A 23,743-nucleotide genomic window follows, 5' to 3' on the forward strand; every position below is an offset into this window, starting at 1 on the left:
ACCCATGCGCGCAGCCGTACTGCACGGCGTCGGCAAGATCGTGCTGGAGGAGCGGCCCCGGCCCGAGCCAGGCCCGCGGGAGGTGCTCGTCCAGGTCGCCTCCGTCGGAACGTGCGGCTCCGACGTGCACTACTACGAGCACGGCCGGATCGGCGACTTCGTGGTGGAATCGCCGCTGGTACTCGGGCACGAGCCGTCAGGGACCGTGGTCGCCGTCGGATCCGACGTCACCCGCCACAAGCCGGGGCAGCGCGTGTCGCTGGAGCCCGGGGTGCCCGACTTCACCTGCGCGCAGTGCCGCGCCGGCAGGTACAACCTCTGCCCCCGGATGCGCTTCTTCGGCACGCCGCCGATCGACGGCGCCTTCTGCGAATACGTCACGCTGCACGAGGAGTTCGCCCATCCGGTTCCCGACAGCCTGTCGGACGACGCGGCCGCCCTGATCGAGCCGCTGTCGGTGGGCGTGTGGGCCTGCCGGAAGGCGCGGGTCGAGCCGGGCACCCGCGTGCTCGTCACCGGCGCCGGTCCGGTCGGGCTGCTGTGCATGCAGGCAGCGCTCGCCTTCGGCGCCACCGACGTCATGATCACCGACGTCAACGCGGCCCGCCTCCGCCTGGCCAGCGAGCTCGGCGCGAGCGAGACCCTCGACGTGCGCGAGAACAGCCTGTCCGACGCCGGGTTCGAGCCCGACGTGCTGCTCGAATGCTCGGGCCAGCCGGCCGCCATCGGTGAGGCCATCCGTGCCGTCGGCCGGGCCGGACGCGTCGTCCTCGTCGGCATGGGCGGCGACGAGATCCCGCTGCCCCTGGCGCACGTGCAGACCCGCGAGCTCGAGGTCACGGGCACCTTCCGCTACGCCAACACCTGGCCGCAGGCCATCGCGCTGGCCGCCTCGGAACGTGTCCGGCTGGACGCCCTGGTCACCGGCCACCACGGCCTGGACGACGTGGAACACGCGCTCAGAGCCGGTAGCCGCCATCCCGAGGTGGTCAAGGCCGTTGTACGCCCCATGGAGTGATGGCATGGCGAGAGCCAGAACCACGACCTCCGGCCTCGAGGAACGGCGGCGGGCGGTGTTCTCGCGCGTCGCGGAAGCCGGGGAGGCGGGCATCGCCGAACTGGCAGGGGAGTTCGGCGTCAGCCTGATGACCATGCATCGGGATCTGGACGCGCTGGCCGGCCGTTCCCTGTTGCGCAAGTACCGCGGCCACGCGGCGATCGTCGCGGCCGTCACCACCGAGGTCTCCTCGCAGCTGCGCAGCCAGATCAGGCTGGCGGAGAAGGAAGCGATAGCCGAGGCCGCCCTGGGCGAGCTGCCGTCCAGGGGAGTGATCCTCATGGACGACTCGACCACGCTGTTCCCCCTGGCCCGGCGGCTCGACGAGCGCGGAGGCTACACGGTGGTCACCAACTCCGTCGCGATAGCGCGCATCGTGGCCGCCACCGCGCACAGCGAAGCGGTCCTGCTGGGCGGCGACTACCAGAGCGCCTTCGACTCGACGGTCGGGCCCGAGGTGTCACGCGCCCTGGCACGGCTGCACGCCGACCTCGCCGTCATGTCGGCGGTCGCCATCACCCGCGGCCGCCTCTACCACCCGATCCGCGGCCACGCCGCGGTCAAAGAGGCGATGCTCGACGCGGCCAGGCAGCACCTGCTGCTGGTGGACTCCTCCAAGTTCGGCCGCCACGCGCCCTTCAGCCACCGCGACGTCAGCGCCTACGAGGCCGTGATCACCGATCGGGGCGTACCGCAGGACGAGGAAAGGGCCGTCCGCCGGCTCGGCCCTCGCCTGCTGCTCGTCGACGTCCCGTACGGCCGGCCGTTAGATGTGAGGAGAGATCGATGGCAAAAGTCGTTTACGAACAGGCGACGCGCGTCTACCCCGGAACAGAACGGCCCGCGGTGGATGCGCTCGACCTCGATATCCACGACGGCGAGTTCCTGGTCCTGGTGGGGCCGTCGGGCTGCGGGAAGTCCACGTCGTTGCGCATGCTGGCCGGGCTCGAACGGGTCGACGCCGGCACGATCAGCATCGGCGGCCGTGACGTCACCAACCTGGCTCCCCGCGACAGGGACATCGCGATGGTGTTCCAGAACTACGCGCTCTACCCGCACATGTCGGTGGCCGACAACATGGGCTTCGCGCTGCGGGTGATCAAGGCTCCGAAGGACGAGCGCGACCGCCGGGTACGCGAGGCCGCGCGCCTGCTGGACCTGGAGGAGTACCTGGACCGCAAGCCGAAGGAGCTGTCCGGAGGGCAGCGCCAGCGCGTGGCCATGGGCCGGGCGATCGTGCGCGAGCCGAAGGTGTTCCTCATGGACGAGCCGCTGTCCAACCTGGACGCCAAGTTGCGCGTGCAGACCCGCACCCAGGTCGCGGCCCTCCAGCGCCGGCTCGGGGTGACGACGGTCTACGTGACCCACGACCAGGTCGAGGCCATGACGATGGGCGACAGGGTGGCCGTGCTCAAGGACGGCCTGCTCCAGCAGGTCGACACGCCGCTGCGGCTCTACCAGCACCCGGAGAACGTCTTCGTGGCCGGCTTCATCGGCTCCCCGGCGATGAACCTCGCGGAGTACCGCGTCGACGGCGAGGACGCCGTCCTCGGCGACATGCGGATCCAGCTGGCGCGCGAGACGCTGCACGCGCTCAAGCAGGAGGGCAGCGACCGGCTCATCCTGGGCTTCCGGCCCGAGGGCGTCGACGTGGTCGGCGAGGGCGACTCCAACGAGCCGACCTTCCCCGTCACCGTCACGGTCGTCGAGGAGCTCGGCTCGGACGCCTTCCTGTACGGCCAGTACGCCGACACGGACGATCCGGCCCTCCTGGACCAGACCGTGATCGCGCGAGTCGACCCCAACGCCCCGCCGGCCAAGGGTGAGCGGGTACGGCTGCGCATCCGGCCGGGCAAGGAGCGGCTCTTCTCCGCGATCACCGGTCAGCGGCTGCCCGCCGGAGAGAACGAGACATGATCGTGGCGTGCGGGGAGGCGCTGGTCGACCTGGTACCGCTGCCCGACGAGGCCGCCTACACCCCCCGGCCGGGGGGCAGCCCGATGAACGTCGCCGTCGGGCTGGGCCGGCTCGGTATCGACGTGGCCATGCTCGCCCGGATCGCCGACGACGGGTTTGGCAGGCTGCTGCGCGCGCACCTGACGACCTCCAGCGTCGACCTGAGCCTCGCCATCCCCGCCGCGGAGCCGACCACCCTGGCCGTCGTCACCCTCGATGCGGGAGGCGCCGCGCAGTACGCCTTCTACGTCGAGGGCAGCGCCGACGGTGGCTGGCGGCCAGAACAGCTGCCCGCGCTGCCGCCCGCCACGCGCTGCCTGCACGTGGCCGGATCGCTCGCCCTGGCCGTGCCCAGCATGGGCGCCACGCTGGAGCAGCTGCTCGAAGGTGAACGGCCGCGCCGTACCCTCGCCTTCGACCCGAACCTGAGACCACGGCTGGCCCGCGATCCCGACCGGCTGCGCAGCCGGTTCGACCACTGGCTCACTCTGGTGGACCTCGTCAAGCTCAGCTCGGAGGACGTCGCCTGGCTCGCACCCGGCGAACCGGTCGCGACCGTCGCGGCCCGCCTGCGGGCCCGCGGGCCGCGTCTCGTCGTGGTGACCCGCGGGGCGGACGGCGTGCACGCGCTCGGCCCTGACGGCCCGGTCGACCTACCCGCCGAAAAGGTCCAGGTCGTCGACACCGTCGGTGCGGGGGACGCGTTCATGTCGGGCCTGCTCGCCACGCTCGACCGGGCAGGCAGGCTCACCCGTGACCGGCTGGGCGCCATCCCCACCGGGGAGCTGACCACCGCGCTCGCCTACGCCCTGCACATCGCCGCCATCACCTGCACCCACGTCGGCGCCGACCCACCCTGGCAGCAAGAACTGGCCGGCCAAACCGCGACGCCCCCAGAAAAATCAAAAGCCCTCCCCTAGATCACCAGGCGCATCTGCTCCATCCGGACGAGAACATGAATCGACCATGGACGCATCCCCACCGAGTACGGTGTTCAGCCGCCCGAGGCGTCGGACCTCTGTTGGAACCAGGCCAGCACCTGGGGCAGCGACATTTTGAGCGAGGTGATGTGGTTCACGTCGCCGACCTCCGTGAGGGTCGCCTCGATGTGCCGCGCCCGCAAATCTTCCAGGCAGCGGGAGGAATTGGCGAAGACCACGTCGCGGTCGCCGGTGGCGGCGAACAGTCGCACGGGCGCTCCACCGCGCAGGTCTTGGCATGTCGTGTCGTTCTCCCTGATCGCCTGCAGCAAACGACCCGTGGGATTGCGGAGCTTGTCGATGTAGGCAGGGGTGAGGAGTTCGTCCAGCGTGGACGGCAAGGCCGCCGCGATGGTGTCCAGGTCATGGCTTCCATCGAGCAGGTCCGTGACGTTCGCGTCGTACGGCGGGCGGAACGCCTCGGACGGATTCTGGTAGAGGTCGTAGATCCGGTCCATCGAGGTCAGCCAGTAGGCGAGATAGAACGCGGCAGACCGCCCGTCCAGTTCGCCGTCGACCGCGGCGGGGAATTCGGCGTGCTCGAGGTCGAACGGGCCGCTGATGGGAGCGATCGCGGACACGGCCAGGTCGCTGTCCTTCTGCAGGGCCGCGCCCAGGGCCATGGCGGCGTGACCCCCCTGGGAGAATCCGGTCACCATGATCCGTTTGTCGAGCGTGATCTGGTGCTGCCGGGCGAGCGTCCGCGCGGCCTTGAGGAAATCGACGGAGGCCCCGGCCTCGGTGGCGGTGTGCATATATGGGTGCGCGCCCGGCCCTTCGCCCAGCCCGAGATAGTCGGCGGCGGCCGTGGCGAAGCCGTGGGTGGCGAAATAGACCGGCAGGAAGCGACCCTCCCCGGTGGACGCCACCGAGGGAGCCGCCCGCTTGTCGGCCATCGTGCCGTGGCTGTAGCTGACCACGCGAAGCTTGTGGGCGGATGTCCGGGGCAGGGCGAGCGCCCCGGTGGCCGTGGTGGGCCTGCCGTTCACATCGACGGTGCGGTAGGTGACGCTGTAGAGGTCGACGCCCTTGGCGTTCTCAATCGCGGGAAAGCCCGCCTTGCCGAGGAACGCGTTCACCTCGCTGCTCGTCATACCGGCCGACCGCTCGGCCTTGACCAGGGTTCCTCTGGCGGGAGCCGCCGCGGCGGCGGTCGCCGTCACAGGCGCGGTGGCCATGAGAGCGGCGCAGGTGAGAGCCGCGATACGGGGGAAATTCTTGATCACGACGGGACACTATCCACCCGCACATGCCCGCCCCGATCAGGACGTCCCCCGCTTTAGTGGTAGTGACAGCCTTACCAAGCCCGTGCTGGGAATGGACAGCGCGGTAGGCGTCGATACGGGGCTCGATGCGCGTCGAGGCTTCTTCGTCGGGTTCGGCTACGGTCGATCGGGTGAGTACCGACGAGGATCGTGTTCGCCTGGCCCGGCAGCTCGAGCGGCTACCCGTGCACGACCTGGTCGACGTGCTGAGCCGTGTCCTGCCCCAGCATGCCGAGGACGGCAACGGCTTGCGTACGAAGCTGGTCCTGGCCACGGCCACCGCCTACGAGCAGGAGCCCGTCGGCATCGACGTGACGCTGGTGGCCTGGCCCGATCGGGACCACTACGACGGTGGTCCGGGACCCCAGCAGGGGCTATGGGAAGACGGACGCTGCGCACAGTGCGACGTCGAGGTCAGCTCGAACGCCAAACGGGCTCACTGCCCAGTGTGCAACACGCCCTGCACACTGACCTGAAGACGACTACGGAGAGGTACACCCAGGTCGCCTGCATGCAGATGAAGGATGCCAGCGAGGCTAACGGCGACCTTCACGAGAAAAGGCCCTCTCCACTGTGAAGGAGAGGGCCTTTCGGCCGGCGGAGGATCGGGGATTTGAACCCCGGATGGTGTTGCCACCAAACCGCATTAGCAGTGCGGCGCCATAGACCTGACTAGGCGAATCCTCCTGGAAGCCACGCGGCTCAGCACAGCGTACCGGCCTTCCGGCGACGCGGCAAAGCGGTTGTCCGACGCGTCGCCACAGAGGGTTATCCACACCCTGTGGGTAACCCTCTGTGGATGAAGGGTCAGGCCCGGTTGGCCTCGCCCTCGATCTCGACCTTGATCTTCTTGCCCACCAGGACGCCGCCGGTCTCGAGAGCCTGGTTCCAGGTCAGCCCGAACCCCTCGCGGTCGAACTCGGTGGTGATGGCGAAGCCCCAGACGTCCTGTCCCCACGGGTTGGTGCCGGCGCCGCCGTACTCGACCGTGAGCTCGACCTCCTTGGTGACGTCGCGGACGGTCAGGTTACCGACGACCGTGAACTCGTCGCCGGAGTGGCTCACGACGCGGGTGCTCCTGAAGGTGATCTCCGGGAACTTCTCGGCGGCCAGGAAGTCGTCGCTCCGCAGGTGGCCGTCGCGGTCCGGGGCGCCGGTGGTGATGCTGTCGGTGTTGATCGTGAGCTCGGCGGACGACTCGAGCGGGTTCTCCGCGATCGTCACGGAACCGGCGAACTTGTCAAAGCGGCCGCGGACCTTGCTCACCATCATGTGCTTGACGACGAAGCCGATCTGGGTGTGGTTCACGTCGAGGTTGTACGTGCCGGCGGCCGGGATCGTCAGGCCTTCCCAGGTGCGAGTGCTCATGGGTGGGTTCTCCCTCAGGGTGGGTACTTGCGGTGCGGATGTTTGCGACAACAAATGTCTACACGAGGAATATTCCGCGCGTCAACTAACGTCGGGTAGAGTATGAATGTGATCCCCTTTGACGACCCCCGGCTGACGGCGATGGGCCTGCTGAGCGAGGTCCATGCCGGGCTGACCGCCCGGATGACTCCGGTGTTCAGCGCGGCCGGGTTGTCCGAGATCGATTTCGAGACGCTCATCAGGCTGGCCCGTTCCCCCAGGCAGAGCCTGCGCATGACCGACCTGGCGGCCCAGACCGGGCTGTCGACCAGCGGTGTCACCAGGGTCATCGACCGGCTCGAGCGTGAGGGGCTGGTCGCGCGGATCGCCTGTGCGACCGACCGGCGCGCCTCCTACGCCACCCTGACCGACGAGGGGCGCTCGCGCCTGGAGAAGGTGCTGCCCCTCCATCTGGAAGACATCGACGCGTGCTTCACCAGCCTGCTCGACGAGGAGGAGCTCGAGGCGTTCCTGGCCACGCTCCGCAAGATCCGCGAGGTGGTCCGTCCGTGCGCGACGGCCGGCGCGGAGGCCCCGGGCCGCACCGCTACTGCTGAGGCGGAATCCCCAGCTCGCAGCGGAGCTTCGCCATCGCCCGCGACACCGTACTCTTGACCGTCCCCAGGCTGATGCCGAGCGTCTTGGCGATCTCCGGCTCGCTCATGTCCTCGTAGTACCGCAGCACGATCGCCGCGCGCATCCGTTCGGGCAGTCCCGCGAGCGCCTGGTCGAGCCGCTCATGGAGATCGCCGCACTGCTCGGCCCCGCACGCCTGCTCCGGCAGGTCGTCGGAGGGAAACTCCGCCACCTTCCGCCGCCGCCACTGCGAGATGTTGATATTGACCATGGCCCGCCGGACATATCCATCCAGCGCCCCTCGATCCTGGATGCGGTCCCACGCGAGGTATGTCTTGGTCAGCGCGTTCTGGAGCAGATCCTCCGCGTCCGACGGGTGTCCAGTCAGCTGGTGCGCCGTGCGCAGCAAAGCGGGCCCGCGCGCCCTGACGTACTCGCGGAACTCCTCTTCCCAGCCGGCAGTCTGCATTGTGGCCAGAATCGCAGCCCTGGGCCCGGATGTAGCTGAACCAGAATTCACGATTCGGCCTGGCCACGATAAAGGTAGGTCAAGGTCGGTGGCGGTTTCTTCGACGAGGGGTGTCAACTCCTGCCCCGGAGGTTGCGTATTTTGCTCTCTTTCGGGATGTACGGCGTGAGCCGCGCCGTAAGCCGTGTGAGTCTTGTATCGCGTAGAAGGAGGGGCATATGGGGTATCCGAGCGTGGAGCGCCGCCGGCTGCTCGCGGCCGCGGCGCTGGGACGCGAGCTCGGCACCCCGGGCCCCGATCCGGAAAGCGGCGACCCGTTGCACGCGGTCACCGGCGAGATCCTCGACATCAGCCCGCACCTCGCGATCGTGGAGACTCCGGACGGCATGGAGGAGCGGCTGGTCATCGCCCCCTGGGCCAAGGCGTGGAACGGCCGTGACGCGGCGCCCGCCGACATCGCCGTCGGATCCATGGTGATCATGCGTGCGCTCCGCGAGGGCCGCGTCGTCGAGCGGATCTGGGCCGACACGACCCGCATCACCGGCACGATCCTGTCCATCGAGGGCCGCAGGGACCTGTCGGTCGAACTCGACTGCGGCCCCCACCGCGGCCGCCGCACGGTCGTGATCCCCTACCGCGCCACCGGCCGCATCCGGGTCCGCCACCCGCAGTTCGAACCCGGCTACCTCTTCGACGCGATCGGCGTCCGCCAGGCCGGCGGCAGCCTGGCGCTGCTGCCCGCCACCTCGCAACCGGCCTACCCCGCGCGCGCCGTGCCCGGCCCGCCCCCCGCCTACGCCGGACTCCAGCCACGCATCTCGGGCACCGCCATCTGGTCGGACTCCTTCGACGAGGAGGAACACGGCGCCGCCTACCCGATGGTGGAGCGTTCCGATGCCGGGTGTCCCGACGCCGAGGTCTCCTGCGCCGGCCTGCCGTACCTCGCGATCGGGTCGTTGCTGCAGGTGCGCAACACCTGTACGGACCGGGCCGCCAACGTGCCGGTGGTGGCGTGCGGCTGCCTGGCGGGGCGCTTCTGCGACAGATGCGTTGAATGCGGCACCTCGCCGCGCGGGCGGATCGTCGAGCTGTCGCCCACCGTCTACGTGGAGTTGGGGGGCGATCTCCTCAAAGGGTGTTTCAATGCTCAGATCGGATTGGGGTGACGCGTGTGCTGGAGTCGCAGCTACCGGTTCTGATCGTGCTGCTCCTGATGGGGACGGTTGCCAAGGTGGCGACCGTCCGGTCGGGGGCCGAGCCCGGAGCGCTGGCCAGGTTGGGGCCGGCCGTTCTGGTGCCGGGGCGCCTGCAGGTCCCCGCGCTGCTGTGCTGTGCCGTGGGCGAGGTCGTGCTCGCGGCGGGGCTGTCGTTCACCACTCACCCGTTCTTCCGTTGGGGGACGGTCGCCTTCTTCGCGCTGTCCACCTACGTGCTGCTCGAGCTGCGTCGGCGGCGTCCGGACGCGGGCTGCGGCTGCTTCGGCGAGGTGAGCTCCACACCCGTGGGGCTGCGTTCGATCGGCAGGACCCTGGTGCTGACCGGCATGGCCGTCATGTCGGTCTGGTCCGCGGTGCCGGGCTGGGTGGTGTTCGCCCACCCGCCGTGGGCGATGATCGCCGCCGGGGTGGTCGCGCTCGCCGTACTGTCACCTGAGATCGAGGAACTGGTGGACCGGGCTCGCTATCGGGCGCCGTGCGAGCAGCGGCCCGCACCGGCGGAGAGCGTCACGCTGTCGCGGCTACGCGGCAGCAGCACCTGGCGGGCACACGCCGGCGAGCTCGTCTCGGCCGAGCCGTACGACAGCTGGCGCGAGCTGTGCTGGCGTTTCTTCGTCTTCCAGAGCCGCGGCAAGGCGGACGTCGTCTTCGCCGTCTACCTCAGCGGACGCCGGCCGGCCGTCCGGGTGGCGGTGGTCAGCCCGGAGTCTCTGCCGGAATATACGCCAGTATCGGCCTGACGCTAGACAGCCGTAGATTTCCCTCGACGGGCATGACGATTTGACTCTATTGGGCTATCTAGCTTCCCCACTAGACAGCCCAATAGAGGACTAGGGGTGCCGGTCTAGATCGGTTGGGCACGCAGGAACCTCCCGAAATGCGGCACGGTGAACGCGATCAGGCCGCGTTCGGCGCTGTAGATGAGACCCTTCTTGATCAGGCTGTCGCGGGCGGGCGACAGGCTGGACGGCTTGCGGCCCAGGGCGTCGGCGACCTCGGCGGTGGCCACCGGCTCGTCGCCGATCTGGGCCATGGCGTGCATGTAGTCGCGCTCGGCCGGGGTGGCGCGCTCGTAGCGGCTGCCGAAGAAGCCGACCGCCAGCTCCTGCTCGGCCTCCGGAGCCGAGACCTTGACGTCGTCGACCGTGATCGGGGTGCGCGGCGCCAGATCCCAGGCGACCTTGCCGTAGGCCTGGACGAAATACGGATAGCCGTCGGCCGCCTCGTAGAGGGCGTCGAGAGCCTCCTGGGTGAACTCCACCTCTTCCTCGCGCGCCGGGAGCATCAGCGCCATGTCGGCCGCCTCCCGGTCGAGCTTGTCGATGCGCGCGTAGCGGAACAGTCGCTCGGAATAGCTCTTGCTGGCCGACAGCACGCTGGGCAGGTGCGGCAGCCCGGCGCCGACCACGATCAGCGGCCCGCCCGACTGGGACAGCTCGTGGCAGGCGGCGCACAGCGCCGAGACGTCGGTGGCCTGCACGTCCTGCATCTCGTCGATGAACAGGGCGATGCCGACGCCCAGGTCGGTGGCCACGCTCGCCGCGTCGACGAACAACTCGGTCAGGTCGATCTCCAGGTCACCGGAGTCGGCGCGGCCCCGGCTGGCCGGGACCTCGATGCCGGGCGACCAGTGAGAGGTGCCCTTGGCCGCCGCCGGGTCGCGCATGGCGAACGCCTTCAGCACGCCGAGGAACTCCTCGATCCGCTCGGGGGCGCGGTGGCGGGGGGCCAGCTCGCGGATGGCCATGTGCAGGGCGGCCGCCACGGGACGCCGGATCGACTGGTCGGGGCGGGCCTCGATCTTGCCGGTGCCCCACAGCCGCTGCATGGCCATGGACTTGAAGGTGTTGAGGAGCACGGTCTTGCCGACGCCGCGCAGTCCGGTGACGACCATGCTGCGCTCGGGACGGCTACGGGCCACCCGCTCCAGCACGACTTCGAACTGCTGCAGCTCGCGGTCGCGCCCGGCGAGCTCTGGCGGGCGCTGCCCGGCTCCGGGGGCGTAAGGATTGCGCACGGGGTCCACGCTCTCGGACTTTATTGCGGGGTATAGCGGGCGTCGTAGATTTGGGAAGAAACAGCTACGGCGTGTCTGAGTCAGCATGACACCCCCTCCCACCTGGCCGAACCTCTGTTCGAGTCGCTACCCAGAATAGTAGCGCCGACTCGAACACGTGCGCGATGGTTTCGAGTAAAGATCTTTGCAACAGAGCGAGCGGCCCGTGCGTCTCGGAGATGTGGAGTTCGAGGATTTCGTCCGCGCCAGGGGTTCGGCCCTGCTCCGATACGGCTACGTGCTCACCGGCAACCCCGATGACGCCGCCGACCTGGTTCAGGAGGCCCTGCTCAAGCTGAGCGACGCCTGGCGCCGCGTACGCAACAAGGACAATCCCGAGGCGTACGTGCGCACGATCATGGCCAGGCAGCACATCAGCTGGTGGCGCAGGCGGCGCAGGGAACACCTCACAGACGACGTCCCCGAGGGCTTCTACGTCGACAGCCATGCCTCCGGCGAGCTGTGGAACGCGTTACGCACGCTGCCGCGCAGGCAGCGGGCCGTGCTCGTGCTGCGCTACTACGAGGACCTGGCGGATCAGGAGATCGCCGAGATCCTCGGCGTCTCACGGGGAACGGTACGCAGCCAGGCTTTCCGCGCGCTCGCCGCGCTCCGGGTCAAGCCTGCGGTGCTCGAAAGGGGACGGGCATGAGGACTGAGGACGAACTGGCCGGCGCGATGCGAGAGGCCGCCGCCCGTGCGCCGGACACCGACCTGCTCGCCGGCGTGTCGCGGCGCCGTCGCCGGCGCGCCAGGCGACGGGCCCAGGCTCTCGCGGTCGTCTCCGTCGTCGCGGTGGTGGGGGTGAGTACGGCTGTCGCCAGGGGCGTTCTCTCCACCGGGGGCGGGAACGACACGGCGGCGGCCCCCACGGCCCCGGCTTCGGTGGCCGCCTCCACGCCGACCGACGAGCCCAGTGAGATCACCTTCACTTCGGAGAAGATGGAAACCCAGCCGATCGAGAAGCTCTGGCCGCAGGCGATCTTCACCATGCCCGCCAAGAGCGCCGACGGTTGGCGCTACCGCCCCATCACCGGGCTCAGCGCCACCGAGGTGCTGCTCGACGCCGAGTCATCGTTCGAGAAGGCCGGCAGGATCGAGATCTACGACACCGCCACGGGCCAGTTCCGCGTGCTGACCGAAGTCCCGACCACGCCAGGGCTGAAGCAGTACTACCCGCAGGCCGCCGACCTCGACGACCAGAACGTCGCCTGGTACGCCAACGCCAGGAAGCCCGACGGCACGCCGGTGGTCGAGTTCTGGAAGGTGCCCAGGTCGGGCGGCATCCCCGAGCGCTTCGGCACGCTGGAGGGCACGCAGGCCAGGGACATGCGGGCCTTCGCGCTCGACGGGGACCGGGTCGTGTGGTCCAACGGCACGCTGGGCGGCGTCTACGCGATGCCGCTGTCGGGCGGCCTTCCCTCGCCCGTCGCAGGTAGCGAGGGTCTGTTCATCATCGACTGGCCCTGGGCGGGCGACATCCCGGCCTACGGCAACAACGCGGAACGCAACCAGACCAAGGTGGTGAACCTCAAGACCGGCGAGGTCCGCCAGGTGCACCCGCCGGAAGGCTACTCCAATCTGCGATGCGGACCCGTCTGGTGCTACGCGCATCAGAAGGACGCCATCGTCTCGATCGTCCAGCGCGTCGACGGTACCCAAAGCCGCACGTTGCCGGGCGTGGCGGTGGGCGGCGCTCTCAACGACTACCCGATCCTGAGCCGCTTCCTGACCACGCGGGACGCGGTGTACGACCTGGAGACCAACACGATGGCGACCTTCAAGGTGCCTGGTGACTGGTCCGGCGTGGGCACGTCATGGGAGCCCAGCACGATCGTCTACTGGGGAGCCACCAAGGACGACAAACCGGACAAGTACCGGGTCATCAACTTGGCAGCCGTCCCGCCAGCGCAATAGCGTTCCGACTCATGCGGACCTTCGCGAACGTTCAGGAACTCAAGGCGGCCGTCGGCGAGAAGTTCGGCCCGACCGAGTGGCGCACCGTCACCCAGGAGCAGGTCAACCTCTTCGCCGACGCCACCGACGACCACCAGTGGATCCACGTCGACGTCGAGCGGGCCAAGGAAGGTCCCTTCGGCGGCCCGATCGCCCACGGTTACCTGAGCCTGGCGCTGCTCCCGTCGTTCATGCTCGAGCTGGTCAAGGTCGAGGGCATCGTGATGGGCGTCAACTACGGCCTGAACAAGGTCCGCTTCCCCCGCCCCGTGCCGGTCGGCGCGCGGATCAGGGCCACCGGCGAGCTGACCGACGTCAAGGGCACGCCCGCCGGCTACCTGTCCAACCTCAAGATGACCATCGAGGTCGAGGGGGAGAAGCGTGCGGCCTGCATCGCGGAAACCCTCAGCCTGTACGTCCCCGCCGGCGAGTAGCCGGCCGCGCCCTGGTCGGCGATCAGCCGCTTTCCGAATAGAAGATCGCTGCCTGGACCCTGCTCTTCAAGCCCAGCTTGCCGAGCACCCTGCTGACGTGCGTCTTCGTGGTGGCCTCCGCCATGTCGAGCTCGCCGGCGATCTCGGCGTTGGACAGGCCCCTGGCGATGCACGCCAGCACCTCCTGCTCTCGGGCGGTCAGCACGGACAGATCGCGCGTGCTCGGCTGGCGGGCAGGCTGCGCGGCGAAGGCGTTGATCAGCTTGCGTGTCACGCCCGGGGAGATCAGCCCGTCGCCCCTGGCCACCAGGCGCACGGCGTCGACCAGCCCGTCGGCGTCGGTGTTCTTCAGCAGGAACCCGGCCGCCCCCGCGCGCAGCGCACCGAAGACGTACTCGTCGATGTCGAAGGTGGTCAGGATGAGCACGTCGGCCACCCCCGCCAGCTCGCGGGTGGCCGAGATGCCGTCGAGCCTGGGCATCCTGATGTCCATGACCACGACGTCGGGGCGCAGCTCGCGGGCCATCGCGACAGCCTGCTCCCCATCGGCCGCCTCGCCGACCACCTCCAGATCCGCCGCCCCGTCGAGGATCAGCACGATCCCCGCACGCACGGCCGCATGATCGTCGGCAACCAGCACCTTGATCGTCAAGCGACGTCCTCCTCGACCGGGGCGGGCAGTGTGACCTCGACCCGCCACTTCTGTTGCCGGCCAGCGTGGCCCCTCGGACCCGGGGTACTCAGGCCTGCTTCGAACGTGCCGCCCACCAGCGTCGCGCGTTCTTCCATGCCGACCAGCCCCGCCTCCGAACCGGGAAGCCGGGCCTGACCGTCGCTGACCACGTTGTCGACCGTTAGCGTGACGTGCTCAGGCTTGTAGGCGATATGGACCTTCGCGGGCGAGTCGCCGTGTTTGAGGGCGTTCGTCAGCGCCTCCTGCAGGATGCGGTAGCCCGCCAGGTCGACCGGGGCGGGCAGCTCCCTGGGCGCGCCGTCGACGCGGAGCTCCACGTCCATGCCCGCCTGCCTGGAACGCTCGACCAGGCCCTCCGAGTCGGCCAGTCGCAGCCGGGTGGCGTCCGGCTCGTCGCCCTCCTGGCGCAGCAGGCCGATCATGGAACGCATCTCGGCCATGCCCTTCACACTGTTCGCCCGGACGGACTCCATGATCTTGCGGATCGTCGCCGGGTCGAGGTCCTCGCGCGACAGCGCCGCGGTGGACTGGATCGCGATGGCGCTGAAGTGGTTGGCGATCATGTCGTGCAGCTCGCGGGCCATCCGGGTGCGCTCGGCGGAGATCGCCGCCTGCCTGTCGAGCTCGGCCAGGTGGGCCACCTGCTCGGCCCTGGCCCGCTCGGTCTCCGCCTGGTCGCGCTGCTGCCGCAGCACCAGCGCCGTCGTCACGGGCGTGACCAGGACCAGCCCCGCTTGGATGCCGATCACGGCCACCATGCGCAGGTCGTGCGCCACGAACGCGGTCACCGCTCCCGCGAGCACCGCCAGCACCGAGGTGAGGCCCAGGAGCCAGCGTGACAGTCTGGCCGGGCCGTACAGCGCGGCGGCGTAGAGGTTGTCGGTGAACACCAGCACCGTGGCCAGCGACGGGCCGACGGCGATGTCGAGCCCGATGCCCACGGTGCCCAGGGCCAGCGACGCGATGGGGTGGCTCCGCCGTACGACCACACCCGCGCAGGTCAGCGCCAGCGGCGGCACCAGCAGCGAGCCCGAGATGCCGCGCGGGACGGAGGCCCCGCCCCAGATCAGGAGCAGGCCCAGGGCGAAGGCCAGAGCCGCCCACGGCGCCGCGCTTTTCATGGCCCCCATCCCACCACCGCCGCGGGGTGCTCGCGTCCTTCGCGGGGTCGCCTGTGGATACACACTTCGATGTATCCACAGGCTCGTATCAGGTGAGGATGTGCCATACCGGTTCGTTCTCGACAATTGACGCATGATTCTCGGCGTCATCATCGGTTGCGAGGTCGGCTTCTGGGTGCTGCTCCTGCTCGGCCTGGCCAGCCGCTACCTCTGGCGGCGCCGCCGGCTCAGCACCGCGCTGCTGCTCGCCGTACCCCTGCTGGACGTGATCCTGCTGGTGGCGGCCGTCATCGACATGCGCAGCGGCGCCGTCGCCGACCTCCGCCACGGCCTGGCCGCCGCGTACCTGGCCTACTCCATCGTTTTCGGTCACCGTACGATCCGCTGGGCAGACGCCAAATTCCACCACCGCTTCGCCGGCGGCCCGCCCCCTTGGAAGCCGCCCGCAGGCGGCATGGCCCGCGCCCGGTACGAATGGGGCATCTGGCTGCGCATCGTCGTCGCCTACGGCATCGCCTGCGCCCTCCTGCTCGGCCTGGTCTGGCTGGTCGACGACCCCTCCCGGACGGGGGCGCTGGTGGACTTCATGTACGGCATGCTCAAGGTGCCCGCGATCGCCCTGCTGTGGCCGATCAGCTACACCCTCTGGCCCAAGAAGCCGCGGACGGAGAGCACTTGAGCCGCTAACTGGTTCGAGGCACTGGGCGGAACCCGCTATGCTTGCTTAAGCACCGAGCGGCCGTAGCTCAATGGATAGAGCATCTGACTACGGATCAGAAGGTTACGGGTTCGACTCCTGTCGGCCGCGCACAGCGCAAGCCCTGGTCATCATCACAGTGACCAGGGCTTTTGCATGTTTGCGATCATGTCTCGGCGTCCGGCTGTGTCTGGCTCTGATCAGCCGTATCCGGTTGATCCTTCCCAATGTTTTCCCGCGGGGAAGAGCCCAGGACCTCGGCGATTCTCCGCATGGCGATCTCGTCATGACCTACGAGACAGGCCTCGTAGGTGCGATGAAGTACGGCCACGCTGTTGCCTGCCCACTCGGAGACCTGCTTGGGCGAGACGCCCGCGTTGAGCCAGGTGGAGAGGCAAGCGTGCCGCAGGTCGTAGGGGCGTTTGGCCAGCGGTGAGGCGTACTCCTCCTTGGTCAGGGCCTGCTCGCGAGCCTTCCGCCAGACTCGGAGGATCGTGCTCTTGGCGAGCACGGCGCCGTGAGCGCCGTGGAACACGCGGCCATCGGGGCCGGTGCCGTTCTCCTTGAGGTGCCTGCGCAGGATGGTCACCAGTTCGGGAGGGCAAGGGACGGATCGGGCTTCACCCTCGGCGCGGTGCTTGAGGCCGCGAGTGTCGCGCTGGTCGCCGGAATCAGTCCATTCCTTGCCGACCTCAGGCGTCGCGCCGGTCAGGTAGAACTCTCCCCAGGTGCCGGCGGCATCGGGAAGCGTCAGGTCCTTCTCCCGTAGGTTGACGGCCTCTTCGGGACGCAGTCCGGTGAAGTAGAGCGTGGCGAAGAACGGCATGAGCAGGACGCCACTCGGCTTCTGCTTCTCAACCGCAGCGAGCAAAGCGCGCGCCTGCTCCGGGTTGACCACAGAGCGCCGGTCCACCTGAAAGGTCGTCTTGGTGACCTTCCACTTGAGTTCCGGGATCGGGTTCTTGTCGAGCACTTTGAGCTCCACCGCGTAGGCCAGCGCACTGGAGAGGATGACTCGATGCCGCCGGTTCGAGCTGGCGGCGACACGCTTTCCGTCCAGGCGGCTGGTCGCCGCATTGAGCATGCTGCGCGCGATCGCAGCGGTGGAGAGAGCCGACATCCGCAGGGAGTGCCGCTCCACCCATTTCAGGATCTCCCGAGTTCTGTCAGGGCAGTTCGCGCGCTCCTTGGTGTTGAATCCCCAGCGGCGAAGGGCGGTACGGAGTTCCTTGCCGTCATACGGCCACGGGGTGCTGTCGAGCAGGCCGAACGTGGCCATCGTGAGCGCGGATTCCAGCGCGGTGCTTGGCGGACGCGTCCGTCCACTTCATGTCCACGAACTTGCACGCGAAGGCGTACCAGCTCAGGTCAGGACGGTCGGCTCGCGCCCACGAGACGGGCTCGCCGGTGGTCACGCTGAACGGCTCGCCGTTTCGTGAGGCAGTGACCAGCTTGCTCCGGAAAGCGTCCGCCTGCGCTTCCTTCGGGAAGGGCCGCTTCCACATGCGCTCAGCCACTTGCCAGAGGACTCGATGCGAGGTGACCGCGCCTTTGGCGTTCTTGCGCTTCTCGGTCTTGAAGACGCGAACGTTGAACGTGGTGTCATCCATCAGGCGGCGTCCTCTCGGGATTCGAGCCAGCTCTCAAGGTCGTGGCGGCGGATGCGGAGTGAGCCGTTGGGCAGGGTGATGCAGCGCGGCGCACGCTGCTTGGCGCGCCACTCGTAGAAGGTGGATCGGGAGATCCGCAGCTCTGCGCAGACCTCGGCGAGCGTGAGCTTTGCGTTGGAGGCTGACATGGCCTTCCGGGTCCTTCCGTGGTGCGTGCGGGCGTGCCTTGGCGAGGTGCGTGGCGGGGGAGCCGTACCAGCCGTACCAGGGTCGTTTTCCCTGGTCAGGGCTGATACGGCTTGTTTGGTGGTACGGCTCAAGCCGTACCAAGATTCGTAGCCGTACCGCTCTGACCTGCGGCGGGACGGGTGGTACGGCTGGTACGGCTCCCCCCGGTGAGCGGCACGACATCGGCCTCGGGAACGGGTTCGGCGGTCGGGCAGTAGCGCGCCCAGGCGTCCAAGAAGTCGGCGCGCTGGTAGCCCTTGGCCTGGCCGATCGGCGCGGGAAACCGCATGGTGGTGGACCGGATGTCGTACTCGCGCAGCAGGACGCCGAGCTTCATCGCGGTCAGTCCGGCAGGGCCGTGCTCGCACCACTCGCTTTCCTGATCGGTCTTGAGGCGTTCCAGCAACGCCGCGGTGGGCAGGGCGGTGTCGGTGCCGAACGCAGCGCGGCAGTCGGTGAGCAGGCGTAGCCGCGGTGAGCTGGCGGACTGTTCGTCGGCCTCGGTGGTCAACGCCACGGCGGCGGCGCGGACGCGTTCGGGCCAGGATCCCCCGGCGTGGTCGGCGACGATGACCAGGGGTTCCCAGGTATCGGCGGCGCGGTCTTCGCCGGGCATCAGTGGTTCGGCGGCCTCCAGGATGGACAGGTCGGCGCGCAGCCACTGGTTGATCTGAGCGGCCAGTGTCCGCAGCGGTGGCCGGTCGCGGCGGAGCCGGTAGGGGGCGGTGGTCTCGTTGGGTGCGCGGCGGCGCATCTTGCAGACCACGGCGCGGTCTTCGATGGTGTCGGGCATGGCGCCGATGCCGGCCAGGGCCGCCATGGCGAAGGTCGGGATGGATTCGACCTGGTTCTTGGCGGCGTCGTAGCGCTTGGCGGGCCGGTTGCGCTGGTGCCCGGCGTTGAGCAGACCGCGGAGGTCTTCGTTGCCGTCGGCCTTGGCCCGAAGATCGGGTCGGCCTCGTCCACCAGGATTGTCGGCGGGTCGTCGGTGATGGATCGGTAGACGGCCGGGGATGAGGAGTTGACGGTGATGAACGGGTGGAAGCAGGTGGCTTCCACGATGTCCAGCAGCCTGGACTTGCCGCACCGCTTTTCCGGTCCGCGGATCACGAGGCGTGGGGCGTGTGCCCACGCTGGTTGGGCGTGGGTGGCGGCGATCCACAGCGCGATTGCGTCGGTGAGTTGTGGTGAGGCCAGGATCACGTAGCGGGTCAGGGCCGCGCGGAGCTGGTCGAGTAGGTCCGCGCCGGTCGGTGGGTGGGTCATGGGTTCCCCTCTGGTGGTGCTCATGCCGCCCTTCGGCGGCGTCGTTGCGCCCTCATGCCTGCGGCCAGACCGGAGGCGATGACGGCGGCGATCTCGCGGGGAGAGTTCGGGTCGTGGTTCGGGTGGCGGTGGTCGGCCAGTTCGGCGGCGCGAGCGAGGGCCGAGGTGACCAGGTCTTCGGGCAGCACGTTGCGGGCGGTGAGCTGGCCGAGGTTGAAGGCGGCGAGGTTGAGCGCGTAGTTGCGGCCGCCGGGTGGGGCGCTGGTCACGCGGTCGGTCTCGGCGCGTAGGGCGGCTTCGCCGTACCGGGTCAGCCGGTGTGCAGGCAGGTCGGCGAGGAGTTCGGGCAGACTGGCGAGCGGCGGCGGAACTGGTGCCAGCCGTTCGACGAGCCAGGCCGGGAGCGGTGCGGGCGAGACGTCGCGGATCACCGTGTACGAGCCGGTGCCGTCGTGCTGGCTGACGTAACTGCCTGGGCCGACCACATAGCCGCCCGAGGCGCGGGTGTCGATCAGCCGTCCGAGGCCGTTGCCGCGCTGTCCGGCTGTGTTGCTCAGCCGTACGCCCTCGGGGGCTTGGTAGTACAGGTGCATTCCACCGCGGCGGGTGCGCACGGTCAGCGTGTCGCCGGGGTACGGCTGGCCGTGCTTCTCACACAGGAGGCGAAAGCCCTGCTCTCCCCCGGCGGCTGGCTGTTCGCCGGGCTTGGGCATGTCCAGGTCGATCACGACCAGCCGGGAGGGGCCGCAGGCCACGCCGATGTTGTACGGCCGATGCCAGAACGTCGCGATGGTCTCGGGGCAGTTGCTGGCGTGGGACTCCCAGTCGGTGAACCCACGCAGCGGCTTCTTGCCGCCTGGGGTCAGCGGGAAGACATGCCAGCCGCGCCGTACGGCCTTCAGGGCGGCGGTGGCGGTGTCGATGCTGTCAGGCCACCCCATTGGACGCCTTCCCTTCCGGGATTCGCAGGCCGCGGTGTCCGGTGATGGCGTCCAATGGGGTGGCCGGTTGATCGGCCAGGCATGCGGCGTGAGGCGGGCTTGGAATCAGTGCCGTGGGTAGTACCGCGGTGCGCTTGCGTTCTTGGGTCGCTGGCATGCTGACGGGTGCCTTTCTCAATGGGTGAGGGCATACGTTGCTGGCGATGGGTGGCCTGATGGGTGGAACTGGCGACGAGTGGCGCTTGATGCGCGGTGATGACCTTCTCGGCGTGATCAGCGTTGAGAACGGCGATTTCCCTTGGCTGTCCGGGCGCTTCTCCGCGGAGTCGGGATTCGACGAGGTCAAGCCCTGGTTTGACCGAGAGCTGGAGCTGGTTGATGCCGATGGCGAGCTCGATGTCGAGGCGTGGGAAGAGATCTACAGCCGCATCGAGCAGACGGTAACCTTGGTGGGCCCCTCTGGTCCCGTGCCGGAATTCTTGCTGCACATCAGCGGGGATGAGGCTTGGTTCCGGTGGAGCAATGAGCCCTTCTCCAAGACCTGATCTCCCGGATGGGTCTGACATGCCGAGATCGATGAGCCTGAGCCCTGACGTACGCGCGTCCCTGGAAGGATTCCCGCATGCTCGACGAGAAGCTCGACGCGCTGTCCCAGATGTTGGCCAGGCACATGACCATGCCGTTTCCGCCGGGCTTCCGTGGCCTGGACATCGAAGGCCAGGAGATGGTGCTGCTCGACGCGGACACCTACGGCTACGCCTCCAGCGTCCTCAAAGGCCCGCTCGATGAGCAGCGCCGCGCAGGCTTGATGAAGCTCACAGCGGCGCTGGAAGACGTTCTCCCAGCGATCGACAACGAGTACGGGGCCAAGTACTACACGCACCTGCGCGACATCGCCGTACTGGCCGCCGAAATCGAAGCCTCGCGCGACGAGTAGACCCTGAGCAGACACAGCACTAGCGGGTGCCGTCGCGGTGGAGACGGCGGAAGTAGACGTAGAGCTGCCAGCCGAGCCGGGGCCGCATGCCGGTGCCTGAGCAGGCGCGGCACGTGCGGTTCTTGCCACCGGGAGCGCAGCGGCGGCATACGCCCCACGGGGAGGCGTAGCACCAGCCGATGTATCCGAATGTGACTACCGGTAGGCAGACGACTAGCAGGGCGATGAGAATGGCCATGTGGCCTCCTAGGCGGGGATTCCGAGGTTTCCGCAGGTCAGGGTCTAGGTGCTAGATCGCTGCTCAAGACCGTTTTCTGGCTCTAGAGGAGCCTCTAGACCTAGGTCCTGTCTCAAAGTGAGGTCAGCCAGTCGTTGAGAACGGTGATGTGTACGGTGGCCTCGTAACGAACGGCGAGTTTGTCGTAGCGGGTGGCCACGGCGCGGTGCCTCTTAAGGCGGTTGATACCGCACTCCACAGCGTGCCTCAGGCGGTAGTCATCGCGGCTGAAGGCTGGTGGCCGTCCGCCGCGACGGCCTCTGTTCCTGCGGTGCCGGACTTGGTCGACCTTCACGGGGATCGTGCAGCGGATACCCCGTTGACGCAGATAAGCGCGGTTGGCATGGGAGCTGTAGGCCTTGTCGGCGCGGACCCGATCCGGAGTAGTCCGTGCTCGGCCCGCTCCCATCCTCGGCACGTTGATCCTCTTCAGGACAGGCTGGAATTGCGGGCTGTCACCCCGCTGCCCGGCGGTCAGAAGCAGGGACAGCACCTTTTGCCGCTGCTCACACGCCAGGTGGATCTTCGTGGTCAGCCCGCCCCGCGACCGTCCCAGCGCGTGGTCGGCGGGCTCGGCGGCAGTGCCTTGAGCGCGGCGGCGCGCCGCATGACCTCCTTGCGCAGCAGACTCAGGGAGTCGGCGGCGTAGGCGATCGCCTCATCCTCGATCCCGGAGACGTAACGGTGGCAGTTCTGCTCATGCGGGTCCAGATCGCCAGTGCCCTTGAGCTCGTGGATCCACAGCTCCGCCGACGGGTCGAGGGCCGCGCCGGAGGCGATCACGCGTACCGAGGCGGTCTTGCCCTGGCCGGGCTGGGAGCCGATGAGGATGTTGTGCTCGATGATCGGGACCACGATGGCGCGGCCTCGCGGGTCGCAGCCGAACGGGATGCCCTTGAACACGTCGTGACTGGCGGCCTTGAGCAGCGGCGACTTGACCACAGTCTTGGACAAGTCCTTGTCGCCCACCCATAGGATCAGCCGACCCTCGTGAATGGTGCTGTCGCCCTCGGGCCAGATGCAGCCCAGCGGGCGCCGTAGCGCGCTGGCCATGCGGTCGCGCTTGTCCATCACGTCGGCCACTGTCACGCCGTACGGCAGGTCGATGTCGGACCGCCAACCGGGGCCGTCACGGGTGATCGGTGCGACGAACCGGATGGCGTCCTTGGGGTTCTTAGTCATCGCCTGGTTGATGCCGGGGATGCCCAGCGCGGTCAGCGCGCGGATCACGATGTCGCTCGTCAGCTTCTCGACCGTGGACGGGATCACCGCGCGGTTGATGAGTGGCTTGTCGGCGGGCTTGCCGACGATGCCCAGTAGGGTGACCGTCGTAGCCAGCGCCAGCAGTTGGAGGGCGCTTGGCCGGTTGGCCACGATGATGCTCGCGACCACCAGCACGGCCAAGAGCGCCCCCGCGATCCAGACGCGCAGGCGGACGCGGGAGTCTCGTTGCCGGGACAGCTTCATGTACGCCTCGGGATCGGCCTTCTGGACTGCAGCCAGCCGTACCGGCTCGCCCTCCAGGTCGAACGTCCACCGAATCAGCCCGCCGACCAGGCGGACGAAGCCGCGCGGGGAGCGGACGGCCAACCGCCCGCCATACAGGGGCATGCCCGCGAACGGGTTGGCCGCCTCCATGCGCTGGTACATCTCGTAGCGGGCCAGGTGCTCCGCGTGGGTCGCGTGGTGGGTGCGGACGATGTCGGCGAGTTGCTCCGGGACGAGGAACTTCCCGAAGGTGATCAGGAGCAGCAGCGGGTTGCGGTGGCTCTCCTGGCCCGGACCCCTGCGCACCCATTCGGCGAAGGCCTGGCGGCCGGCGGGGTGAGCTGGTAGTGGCGGCGCTTGCGGCGCCCCTGCTCCCCCTCCTCCACCAGTCCCCTGCCCGCCATGGCGGACAGCTCCCGATAGACCTGGCTCTGGGTCAGGGTCCAGTGGCCGCTGATCATCGTCTCTGTGGCGTGGACCAGGTCCCAGCCCGTCATGGGTCCGATGTGGAGCAGGCCCAGGAGCGATCCCGCGGTGGCGTTCAGGGGTCGTTCGGCGGTTGAGTCGGAAATTCTGTTCATATTGTCCGTGTGGTCGCGCGCTCCGCGCGCTTCGCGTGACGGGTCGGGCGCGCCCTGCTCGGCTCGGCCGTGTCTTCGCCAGGCCCGTGCGACGCTCGACTGGCTCATTCCGGTCGCCTCGGCCATCGCCCTGGTCGTCCAGCGGTTCGCGCCGTCCGGCGGAGCCTCCAGCGCCCTGGCCGCGATGTCGTCGACCCTGGCCCCGGTCAACTTCCGTGGCGCGCCAGGTCGCGGCCTGTCGGCCAGGCCGTCCAGCCGGTCGCGCACGAAACGGCCACGCCATCTGCCCACCGTGTGCGGCCCCACTCCCAGGGCGGAGGCCACGTCCTTGTTCGGCGTGCCGTTCGCGCACCACAGCACGATCTGACTTCTCAGCGCCAGAGCCCGTGCCGACGGGTCCTGCCGGCGCGCCCATCCCCGGAGGGTGGCTCGCTTGTCCTCGGTGAGCACCAGTTCGGCTCTGGGCCGTCCGCGCTGCGTCATGACTGGATTATGAATCGAATTTATGATTCACACCACCCCTGCACGAA

General features: G+C 68.7%; 28 protein-coding genes, 2 tRNA genes and 1 pseudogene. 15 read left to right on the plus strand and 16 right to left on the minus strand.

The window, feature by feature from the left end; translation table 11 throughout:
• Window positions 1-4 precede the first annotated feature (4 nt).
• From ACIBHX_RS42530 to ACIBHX_RS42545, 4 genes and pseudogenes are all read left to right on the plus strand, one after another.
• Window positions 5-1,018 (plus strand): NAD(P)-dependent alcohol dehydrogenase, encoded by a 1,014-nt coding sequence (locus ACIBHX_RS42530; RefSeq protein ID WP_397073437.1) that lies wholly within the window; start codon window positions 5-7, stop codon window positions 1,016-1,018.
• Window positions 1,019-1,022: 4 nt separating this feature from the next.
• A pseudogene (locus ACIBHX_RS42535) lies at window positions 1,023-1,730 on the plus strand (DeoR/GlpR family DNA-binding transcription regulator); the annotation flags it as partial.
• Window positions 1,731-1,843: 113 nt separating this feature from the next.
• Window positions 1,844-2,974 (plus strand): ABC transporter ATP-binding protein, encoded by a 1,131-nt coding sequence (locus ACIBHX_RS42540; protein ID WP_397073438.1) that lies wholly within the window; start codon window positions 1,844-1,846, stop codon window positions 2,972-2,974.
• Window positions 2,971-3,933, plus strand: coding sequence for a carbohydrate kinase (locus ACIBHX_RS42545; RefSeq protein WP_397073439.1), 963 nt, complete (start codon window positions 2,971-2,973; stop codon window positions 3,931-3,933). Before ACIBHX_RS42540 ends, ACIBHX_RS42545 begins: the two co-directional genes overlap by 4 nt.
• Before the next feature lie 74 nt (window positions 3,934-4,007).
• Here the strand turns inward: ACIBHX_RS42545 and ACIBHX_RS42550 are convergent, their stop codons facing one another.
• Window positions 4,008-5,219 carry an alpha/beta hydrolase family protein gene (locus ACIBHX_RS42550; RefSeq protein WP_397073440.1) on the minus strand — a complete coding sequence of 404 codons (1,212 nt, stop codon included), beginning with the start codon at window positions 5,217-5,219 and terminating at the stop codon, window positions 4,008-4,010.
• A 170-nt stretch (window positions 5,220-5,389) separates the two neighbouring features.
• Between ACIBHX_RS42550 and ACIBHX_RS42555 the strand changes: the two genes are divergently transcribed.
• Window positions 5,390-5,734, plus strand: a complete 345-nt coding sequence (locus ACIBHX_RS42555; RefSeq protein ID WP_397073441.1) for a hypothetical protein — start codon at window positions 5,390-5,392, stop codon at window positions 5,732-5,734.
• A gap of 122 nt (window positions 5,735-5,856) precedes the next feature.
• Here ACIBHX_RS42555 and ACIBHX_RS42560 read toward each other — a convergent pair.
• A tRNA-Ser gene (locus ACIBHX_RS42560) sits at window positions 5,857-5,945 on the minus strand.
• Between the two features lie 120 nt (window positions 5,946-6,065).
• Entirely contained in the window at window positions 6,066-6,626 is a 561-nt protein-coding gene (locus ACIBHX_RS42565; protein ID WP_397073442.1) for a YceI family protein, read from the minus strand.
• A 102-nt stretch (window positions 6,627-6,728) separates the two neighbouring features.
• On the opposite strand from ACIBHX_RS42565, the gene ACIBHX_RS42570 reads away from it, so the two are divergent.
• On the plus strand, window positions 6,729-7,280 hold the full coding sequence (locus tag ACIBHX_RS42570) for a MarR family winged helix-turn-helix transcriptional regulator (protein WP_397073443.1): 552 nt from the start codon (window positions 6,729-6,731) through the stop codon (window positions 7,278-7,280).
• Here the strand turns inward: ACIBHX_RS42570 and ACIBHX_RS42575 are convergent.
• Window positions 7,213-7,710, minus strand: a complete 498-nt coding sequence (locus ACIBHX_RS42575; RefSeq protein ID WP_397073444.1) for a SigE family RNA polymerase sigma factor — start codon at window positions 7,708-7,710, stop codon at window positions 7,213-7,215. The genes ACIBHX_RS42570 and ACIBHX_RS42575 overlap by 68 nt on opposite strands.
• Window positions 7,711-7,928: 218 nt before the next feature.
• Between ACIBHX_RS42575 and ACIBHX_RS42580 the strand changes: the two genes are divergently transcribed.
• Window positions 7,929-8,876 carry a hypothetical protein gene (locus ACIBHX_RS42580; protein WP_397073445.1) on the plus strand — a complete coding sequence of 316 codons (948 nt, stop codon included), beginning with the start codon at window positions 7,929-7,931 and terminating at the stop codon, window positions 8,874-8,876.
• Window positions 8,873-9,667: a MauE/DoxX family redox-associated membrane protein gene (locus ACIBHX_RS42585; protein WP_397073446.1), complete on the plus strand. Its 795-nt coding sequence runs from the start codon at window positions 8,873-8,875 to the stop codon at window positions 9,665-9,667. The genes ACIBHX_RS42580 and ACIBHX_RS42585 overlap by 4 nt, the downstream gene beginning before the upstream one ends.
• A gap of 104 nt (window positions 9,668-9,771) precedes the next feature.
• Here the strand turns inward: ACIBHX_RS42585 and ACIBHX_RS42590 are convergent, their stop codons facing one another.
• On the minus strand, window positions 9,772-10,953 hold the full coding sequence (locus ACIBHX_RS42590) for an AAA family ATPase (RefSeq protein WP_397073447.1): 1,182 nt from the start codon (window positions 10,951-10,953) through the stop codon (window positions 9,772-9,774).
• Window positions 10,954-11,149: 196 nt separating this feature from the next.
• Here ACIBHX_RS42590 and ACIBHX_RS42595 point away from each other — a divergent pair, with 196 nt between their 5' ends.
• The 3 genes from ACIBHX_RS42595 to ACIBHX_RS42605 are packed head-to-tail and all read left to right on the plus strand — an operon-like array spanning window position 11,150 to window position 13,373.
• Window positions 11,150-11,635 (plus strand): SigE family RNA polymerase sigma factor, encoded by a 486-nt coding sequence (locus ACIBHX_RS42595; RefSeq protein ID WP_397073449.1) that lies wholly within the window; start codon window positions 11,150-11,152, stop codon window positions 11,633-11,635.
• Window positions 11,632-12,900 (plus strand): hypothetical protein, encoded by a 1,269-nt coding sequence (locus tag ACIBHX_RS42600; RefSeq protein ID WP_397073450.1) that lies wholly within the window; start codon window positions 11,632-11,634, stop codon window positions 12,898-12,900. The genes ACIBHX_RS42595 and ACIBHX_RS42600 overlap by 4 nt, the downstream gene beginning before the upstream one ends.
• A gap of 11 nt (window positions 12,901-12,911) precedes the next feature.
• On the plus strand, window positions 12,912-13,373 hold the full coding sequence (locus ACIBHX_RS42605) for a MaoC family dehydratase (RefSeq protein WP_397073451.1): 462 nt from the start codon (window positions 12,912-12,914) through the stop codon (window positions 13,371-13,373).
• A 22-nt stretch (window positions 13,374-13,395) separates the two neighbouring features.
• On the opposite strand, the gene ACIBHX_RS42610 is transcribed toward ACIBHX_RS42605, so the two are convergent.
• Both ACIBHX_RS42610 and ACIBHX_RS42615 read right to left on the minus strand, forming a co-directional pair.
• Window positions 13,396-14,025, minus strand: a complete 630-nt coding sequence (locus ACIBHX_RS42610) for a response regulator (RefSeq protein WP_397073453.1) — start codon at window positions 14,023-14,025, stop codon at window positions 13,396-13,398.
• The gene (locus tag ACIBHX_RS42615; protein ID WP_397073454.1) at window positions 14,022-15,188 is read right to left on the minus strand and encodes a sensor histidine kinase; all 1,167 of its coding nucleotides are present in this window, start codon (window positions 15,186-15,188) and stop codon (window positions 14,022-14,024) included. The genes ACIBHX_RS42610 and ACIBHX_RS42615 overlap by 4 nt, the downstream gene beginning before the upstream one ends.
• A gap of 133 nt (window positions 15,189-15,321) precedes the next feature.
• On the opposite strand from ACIBHX_RS42615, the gene ACIBHX_RS42620 reads away from it, so the two are divergent.
• Both ACIBHX_RS42620 and ACIBHX_RS42625 read left to right on the plus strand, forming a co-directional pair.
• Window positions 15,322-15,867, plus strand: a complete 546-nt coding sequence (locus ACIBHX_RS42620) for a hypothetical protein (RefSeq protein ID WP_397073455.1) — start codon at window positions 15,322-15,324, stop codon at window positions 15,865-15,867.
• Window positions 15,868-15,923: 56 nt separating this feature from the next.
• Window positions 15,924-15,996 (plus strand) — tRNA-Arg (locus tag ACIBHX_RS42625).
• A 55-nt stretch (window positions 15,997-16,051) separates the two neighbouring features.
• Here ACIBHX_RS42625 and ACIBHX_RS42630 read toward each other — a convergent pair.
• The 5 genes from ACIBHX_RS42630 to ACIBHX_RS42650 form a co-directional block, all read right to left on the minus strand.
• Window positions 16,052-17,164 (minus strand): tyrosine-type recombinase/integrase, encoded by a 1,113-nt coding sequence (locus ACIBHX_RS42630; RefSeq protein WP_397073456.1) that lies wholly within the window; start codon window positions 17,162-17,164, stop codon window positions 16,052-16,054.
• Window positions 17,121-17,495: a hypothetical protein gene (locus tag ACIBHX_RS42635; RefSeq protein WP_397073457.1), complete on the minus strand. Its 375-nt coding sequence runs from the start codon at window positions 17,493-17,495 to the stop codon at window positions 17,121-17,123. Before ACIBHX_RS42635 ends, ACIBHX_RS42630 begins: the two co-directional genes overlap by 44 nt.
• Complete coding sequence (locus tag ACIBHX_RS42640; RefSeq protein WP_397073458.1) at window positions 17,495-17,683, minus strand: helix-turn-helix transcriptional regulator; 189 nt, start codon at window positions 17,681-17,683, stop codon at window positions 17,495-17,497. The genes ACIBHX_RS42635 and ACIBHX_RS42640 overlap by 1 nt, the downstream gene beginning before the upstream one ends.
• Window positions 17,684-17,811: 128 nt before the next feature.
• Window positions 17,812-18,810, minus strand: a complete 999-nt coding sequence (locus tag ACIBHX_RS42645) for a DUF3631 domain-containing protein (RefSeq protein ID WP_397073460.1) — start codon at window positions 18,808-18,810, stop codon at window positions 17,812-17,814.
• 199 nt (window positions 18,811-19,009) lie between these two features.
• Window positions 19,010-19,930, minus strand: coding sequence for a bifunctional DNA primase/polymerase (locus tag ACIBHX_RS42650; RefSeq protein ID WP_397073461.1), 921 nt, complete (start codon window positions 19,928-19,930; stop codon window positions 19,010-19,012).
• A gap of 203 nt (window positions 19,931-20,133) precedes the next feature.
• Here ACIBHX_RS42650 and ACIBHX_RS42655 point away from each other — a divergent pair, with 203 nt between their 5' ends.
• Together ACIBHX_RS42655 and ACIBHX_RS42660 are read left to right on the plus strand one after the other, a co-directional pair.
• Window positions 20,134-20,475 (plus strand): hypothetical protein, encoded by a 342-nt coding sequence (locus tag ACIBHX_RS42655; protein ID WP_397073462.1) that lies wholly within the window; start codon window positions 20,134-20,136, stop codon window positions 20,473-20,475.
• 77 nt (window positions 20,476-20,552) lie between these two features.
• Window positions 20,553-20,867, plus strand: a complete 315-nt coding sequence (locus tag ACIBHX_RS42660) for a hypothetical protein (protein WP_397073464.1) — start codon at window positions 20,553-20,555, stop codon at window positions 20,865-20,867.
• Window positions 20,868-20,886: 19 nt separating this feature from the next.
• On the opposite strand, the gene ACIBHX_RS42665 is transcribed toward ACIBHX_RS42660, so the two are convergent.
• The 4 genes from ACIBHX_RS42665 to ACIBHX_RS42680 all read right to left on the minus strand — a co-directional run bounded on the left by ACIBHX_RS42665 (window position 20,887) and on the right by ACIBHX_RS42680 (window position 23,696).
• A complete protein-coding gene (locus ACIBHX_RS42665) occupies window positions 20,887-21,105 on the minus strand; it encodes a hypothetical protein (protein WP_397073466.1) in 219 nt (72 codons plus the stop codon).
• Window positions 21,106-21,217: 112 nt separating this feature from the next.
• Window positions 21,218-21,700, minus strand: coding sequence for an IS5 family transposase (locus ACIBHX_RS42670; RefSeq protein ID WP_397073498.1), 483 nt, complete (start codon window positions 21,698-21,700; stop codon window positions 21,218-21,220).
• Window positions 21,676-22,938, minus strand: a complete 1,263-nt coding sequence (locus ACIBHX_RS42675) for a hypothetical protein (protein ID WP_397073468.1) — start codon at window positions 22,936-22,938, stop codon at window positions 21,676-21,678. Before ACIBHX_RS42675 ends, ACIBHX_RS42670 begins: the two co-directional genes overlap by 25 nt.
• The gene (locus ACIBHX_RS42680) at window positions 22,887-23,696 is read right to left on the minus strand and encodes a helix-turn-helix domain-containing protein (RefSeq protein ID WP_397073470.1); all 810 of its coding nucleotides are present in this window, start codon (window positions 23,694-23,696) and stop codon (window positions 22,887-22,889) included. The genes ACIBHX_RS42675 and ACIBHX_RS42680 overlap by 52 nt, the downstream gene beginning before the upstream one ends.
• Window positions 23,697-23,743: the final 47 nt, after the last annotated feature.

Source organism: Nonomuraea sp. NPDC050536 (genome assembly GCF_044457685.1).
Classification (GTDB): Bacteria; Actinomycetota; Actinomycetes; order Streptosporangiales; family Streptosporangiaceae; genus Nonomuraea.

Excerpts from the sequence above, each read along its gene's own strand:
- ACIBHX_RS42580 (WP_397073445.1), top strand. The coding sequence starts at position 7,929 with ATGGGGTATCCGAGCGTGGAGCGCCGCCGGCTGCTCGCGGCCGCGGCG.
- ACIBHX_RS42655 (WP_397073462.1), top strand. The coding sequence starts at position 20,134 with ATGGGTGGCCTGATGGGTGGAACTGGCGACGAGTGGCGCTTGATGCGC.
- ACIBHX_RS42680 (WP_397073470.1), bottom strand. The coding sequence starts at position 23,696 with ATGACGCAGCGCGGACGGCCCAGAGCCGAACTGGTGCTCACCGAGGAC.
- ACIBHX_RS42530 (WP_397073437.1), top strand. The coding sequence starts at position 5 with ATGCGCGCAGCCGTACTGCACGGCGTCGGCAAGATCGTGCTGGAGGAG.
- ACIBHX_RS42545 (WP_397073439.1), top strand. The coding sequence starts at position 2,971 with ATGATCGTGGCGTGCGGGGAGGCGCTGGTCGACCTGGTACCGCTGCCC.
- ACIBHX_RS42630 (WP_397073456.1), bottom strand. The coding sequence starts at position 17,164 with ATGGCCACGTTCGGCCTGCTCGACAGCACCCCGTGGCCGTATGACGGC.
- ACIBHX_RS42660 (WP_397073464.1), top strand. The coding sequence starts at position 20,553 with ATGCTCGACGAGAAGCTCGACGCGCTGTCCCAGATGTTGGCCAGGCAC.
- ACIBHX_RS42635 (WP_397073457.1), bottom strand. The coding sequence starts at position 17,495 with ATGGATGACACCACGTTCAACGTTCGCGTCTTCAAGACCGAGAAGCGC.
- ACIBHX_RS42620 (WP_397073455.1), top strand. The coding sequence starts at position 15,322 with ATGATTCTCGGCGTCATCATCGGTTGCGAGGTCGGCTTCTGGGTGCTG.
- ACIBHX_RS42565 (WP_397073442.1), bottom strand. The coding sequence starts at position 6,626 with ATGAGCACTCGCACCTGGGAAGGCCTGACGATCCCGGCCGCCGGCACG.
- ACIBHX_RS42665 (WP_397073466.1), bottom strand. The coding sequence starts at position 21,105 with ATGGCCATTCTCATCGCCCTGCTAGTCGTCTGCCTACCGGTAGTCACA.
- ACIBHX_RS42600 (WP_397073450.1), top strand. The coding sequence starts at position 11,632 with ATGAGGACTGAGGACGAACTGGCCGGCGCGATGCGAGAGGCCGCCGCC.
- ACIBHX_RS42575 (WP_397073444.1), bottom strand. The coding sequence starts at position 7,710 with ATGCAGACTGCCGGCTGGGAAGAGGAGTTCCGCGAGTACGTCAGGGCG.
- ACIBHX_RS42540 (WP_397073438.1), top strand. The coding sequence starts at position 1,844 with ATGGCAAAAGTCGTTTACGAACAGGCGACGCGCGTCTACCCCGGAACA.
- ACIBHX_RS42640 (WP_397073458.1), bottom strand. The coding sequence starts at position 17,683 with ATGTCAGCCTCCAACGCAAAGCTCACGCTCGCCGAGGTCTGCGCAGAG.
- ACIBHX_RS42615 (WP_397073454.1), bottom strand. The coding sequence starts at position 15,188 with ATGAAAAGCGCGGCGCCGTGGGCGGCTCTGGCCTTCGCCCTGGGCCTG.
- ACIBHX_RS42605 (WP_397073451.1), top strand. The coding sequence starts at position 12,912 with ATGCGGACCTTCGCGAACGTTCAGGAACTCAAGGCGGCCGTCGGCGAG.
- ACIBHX_RS42650 (WP_397073461.1), bottom strand. The coding sequence starts at position 19,930 with ATGGGGTGGCCTGACAGCATCGACACCGCCACCGCCGCCCTGAAGGCC.
- ACIBHX_RS42570 (WP_397073443.1), top strand. The coding sequence starts at position 6,729 with ATGAATGTGATCCCCTTTGACGACCCCCGGCTGACGGCGATGGGCCTG.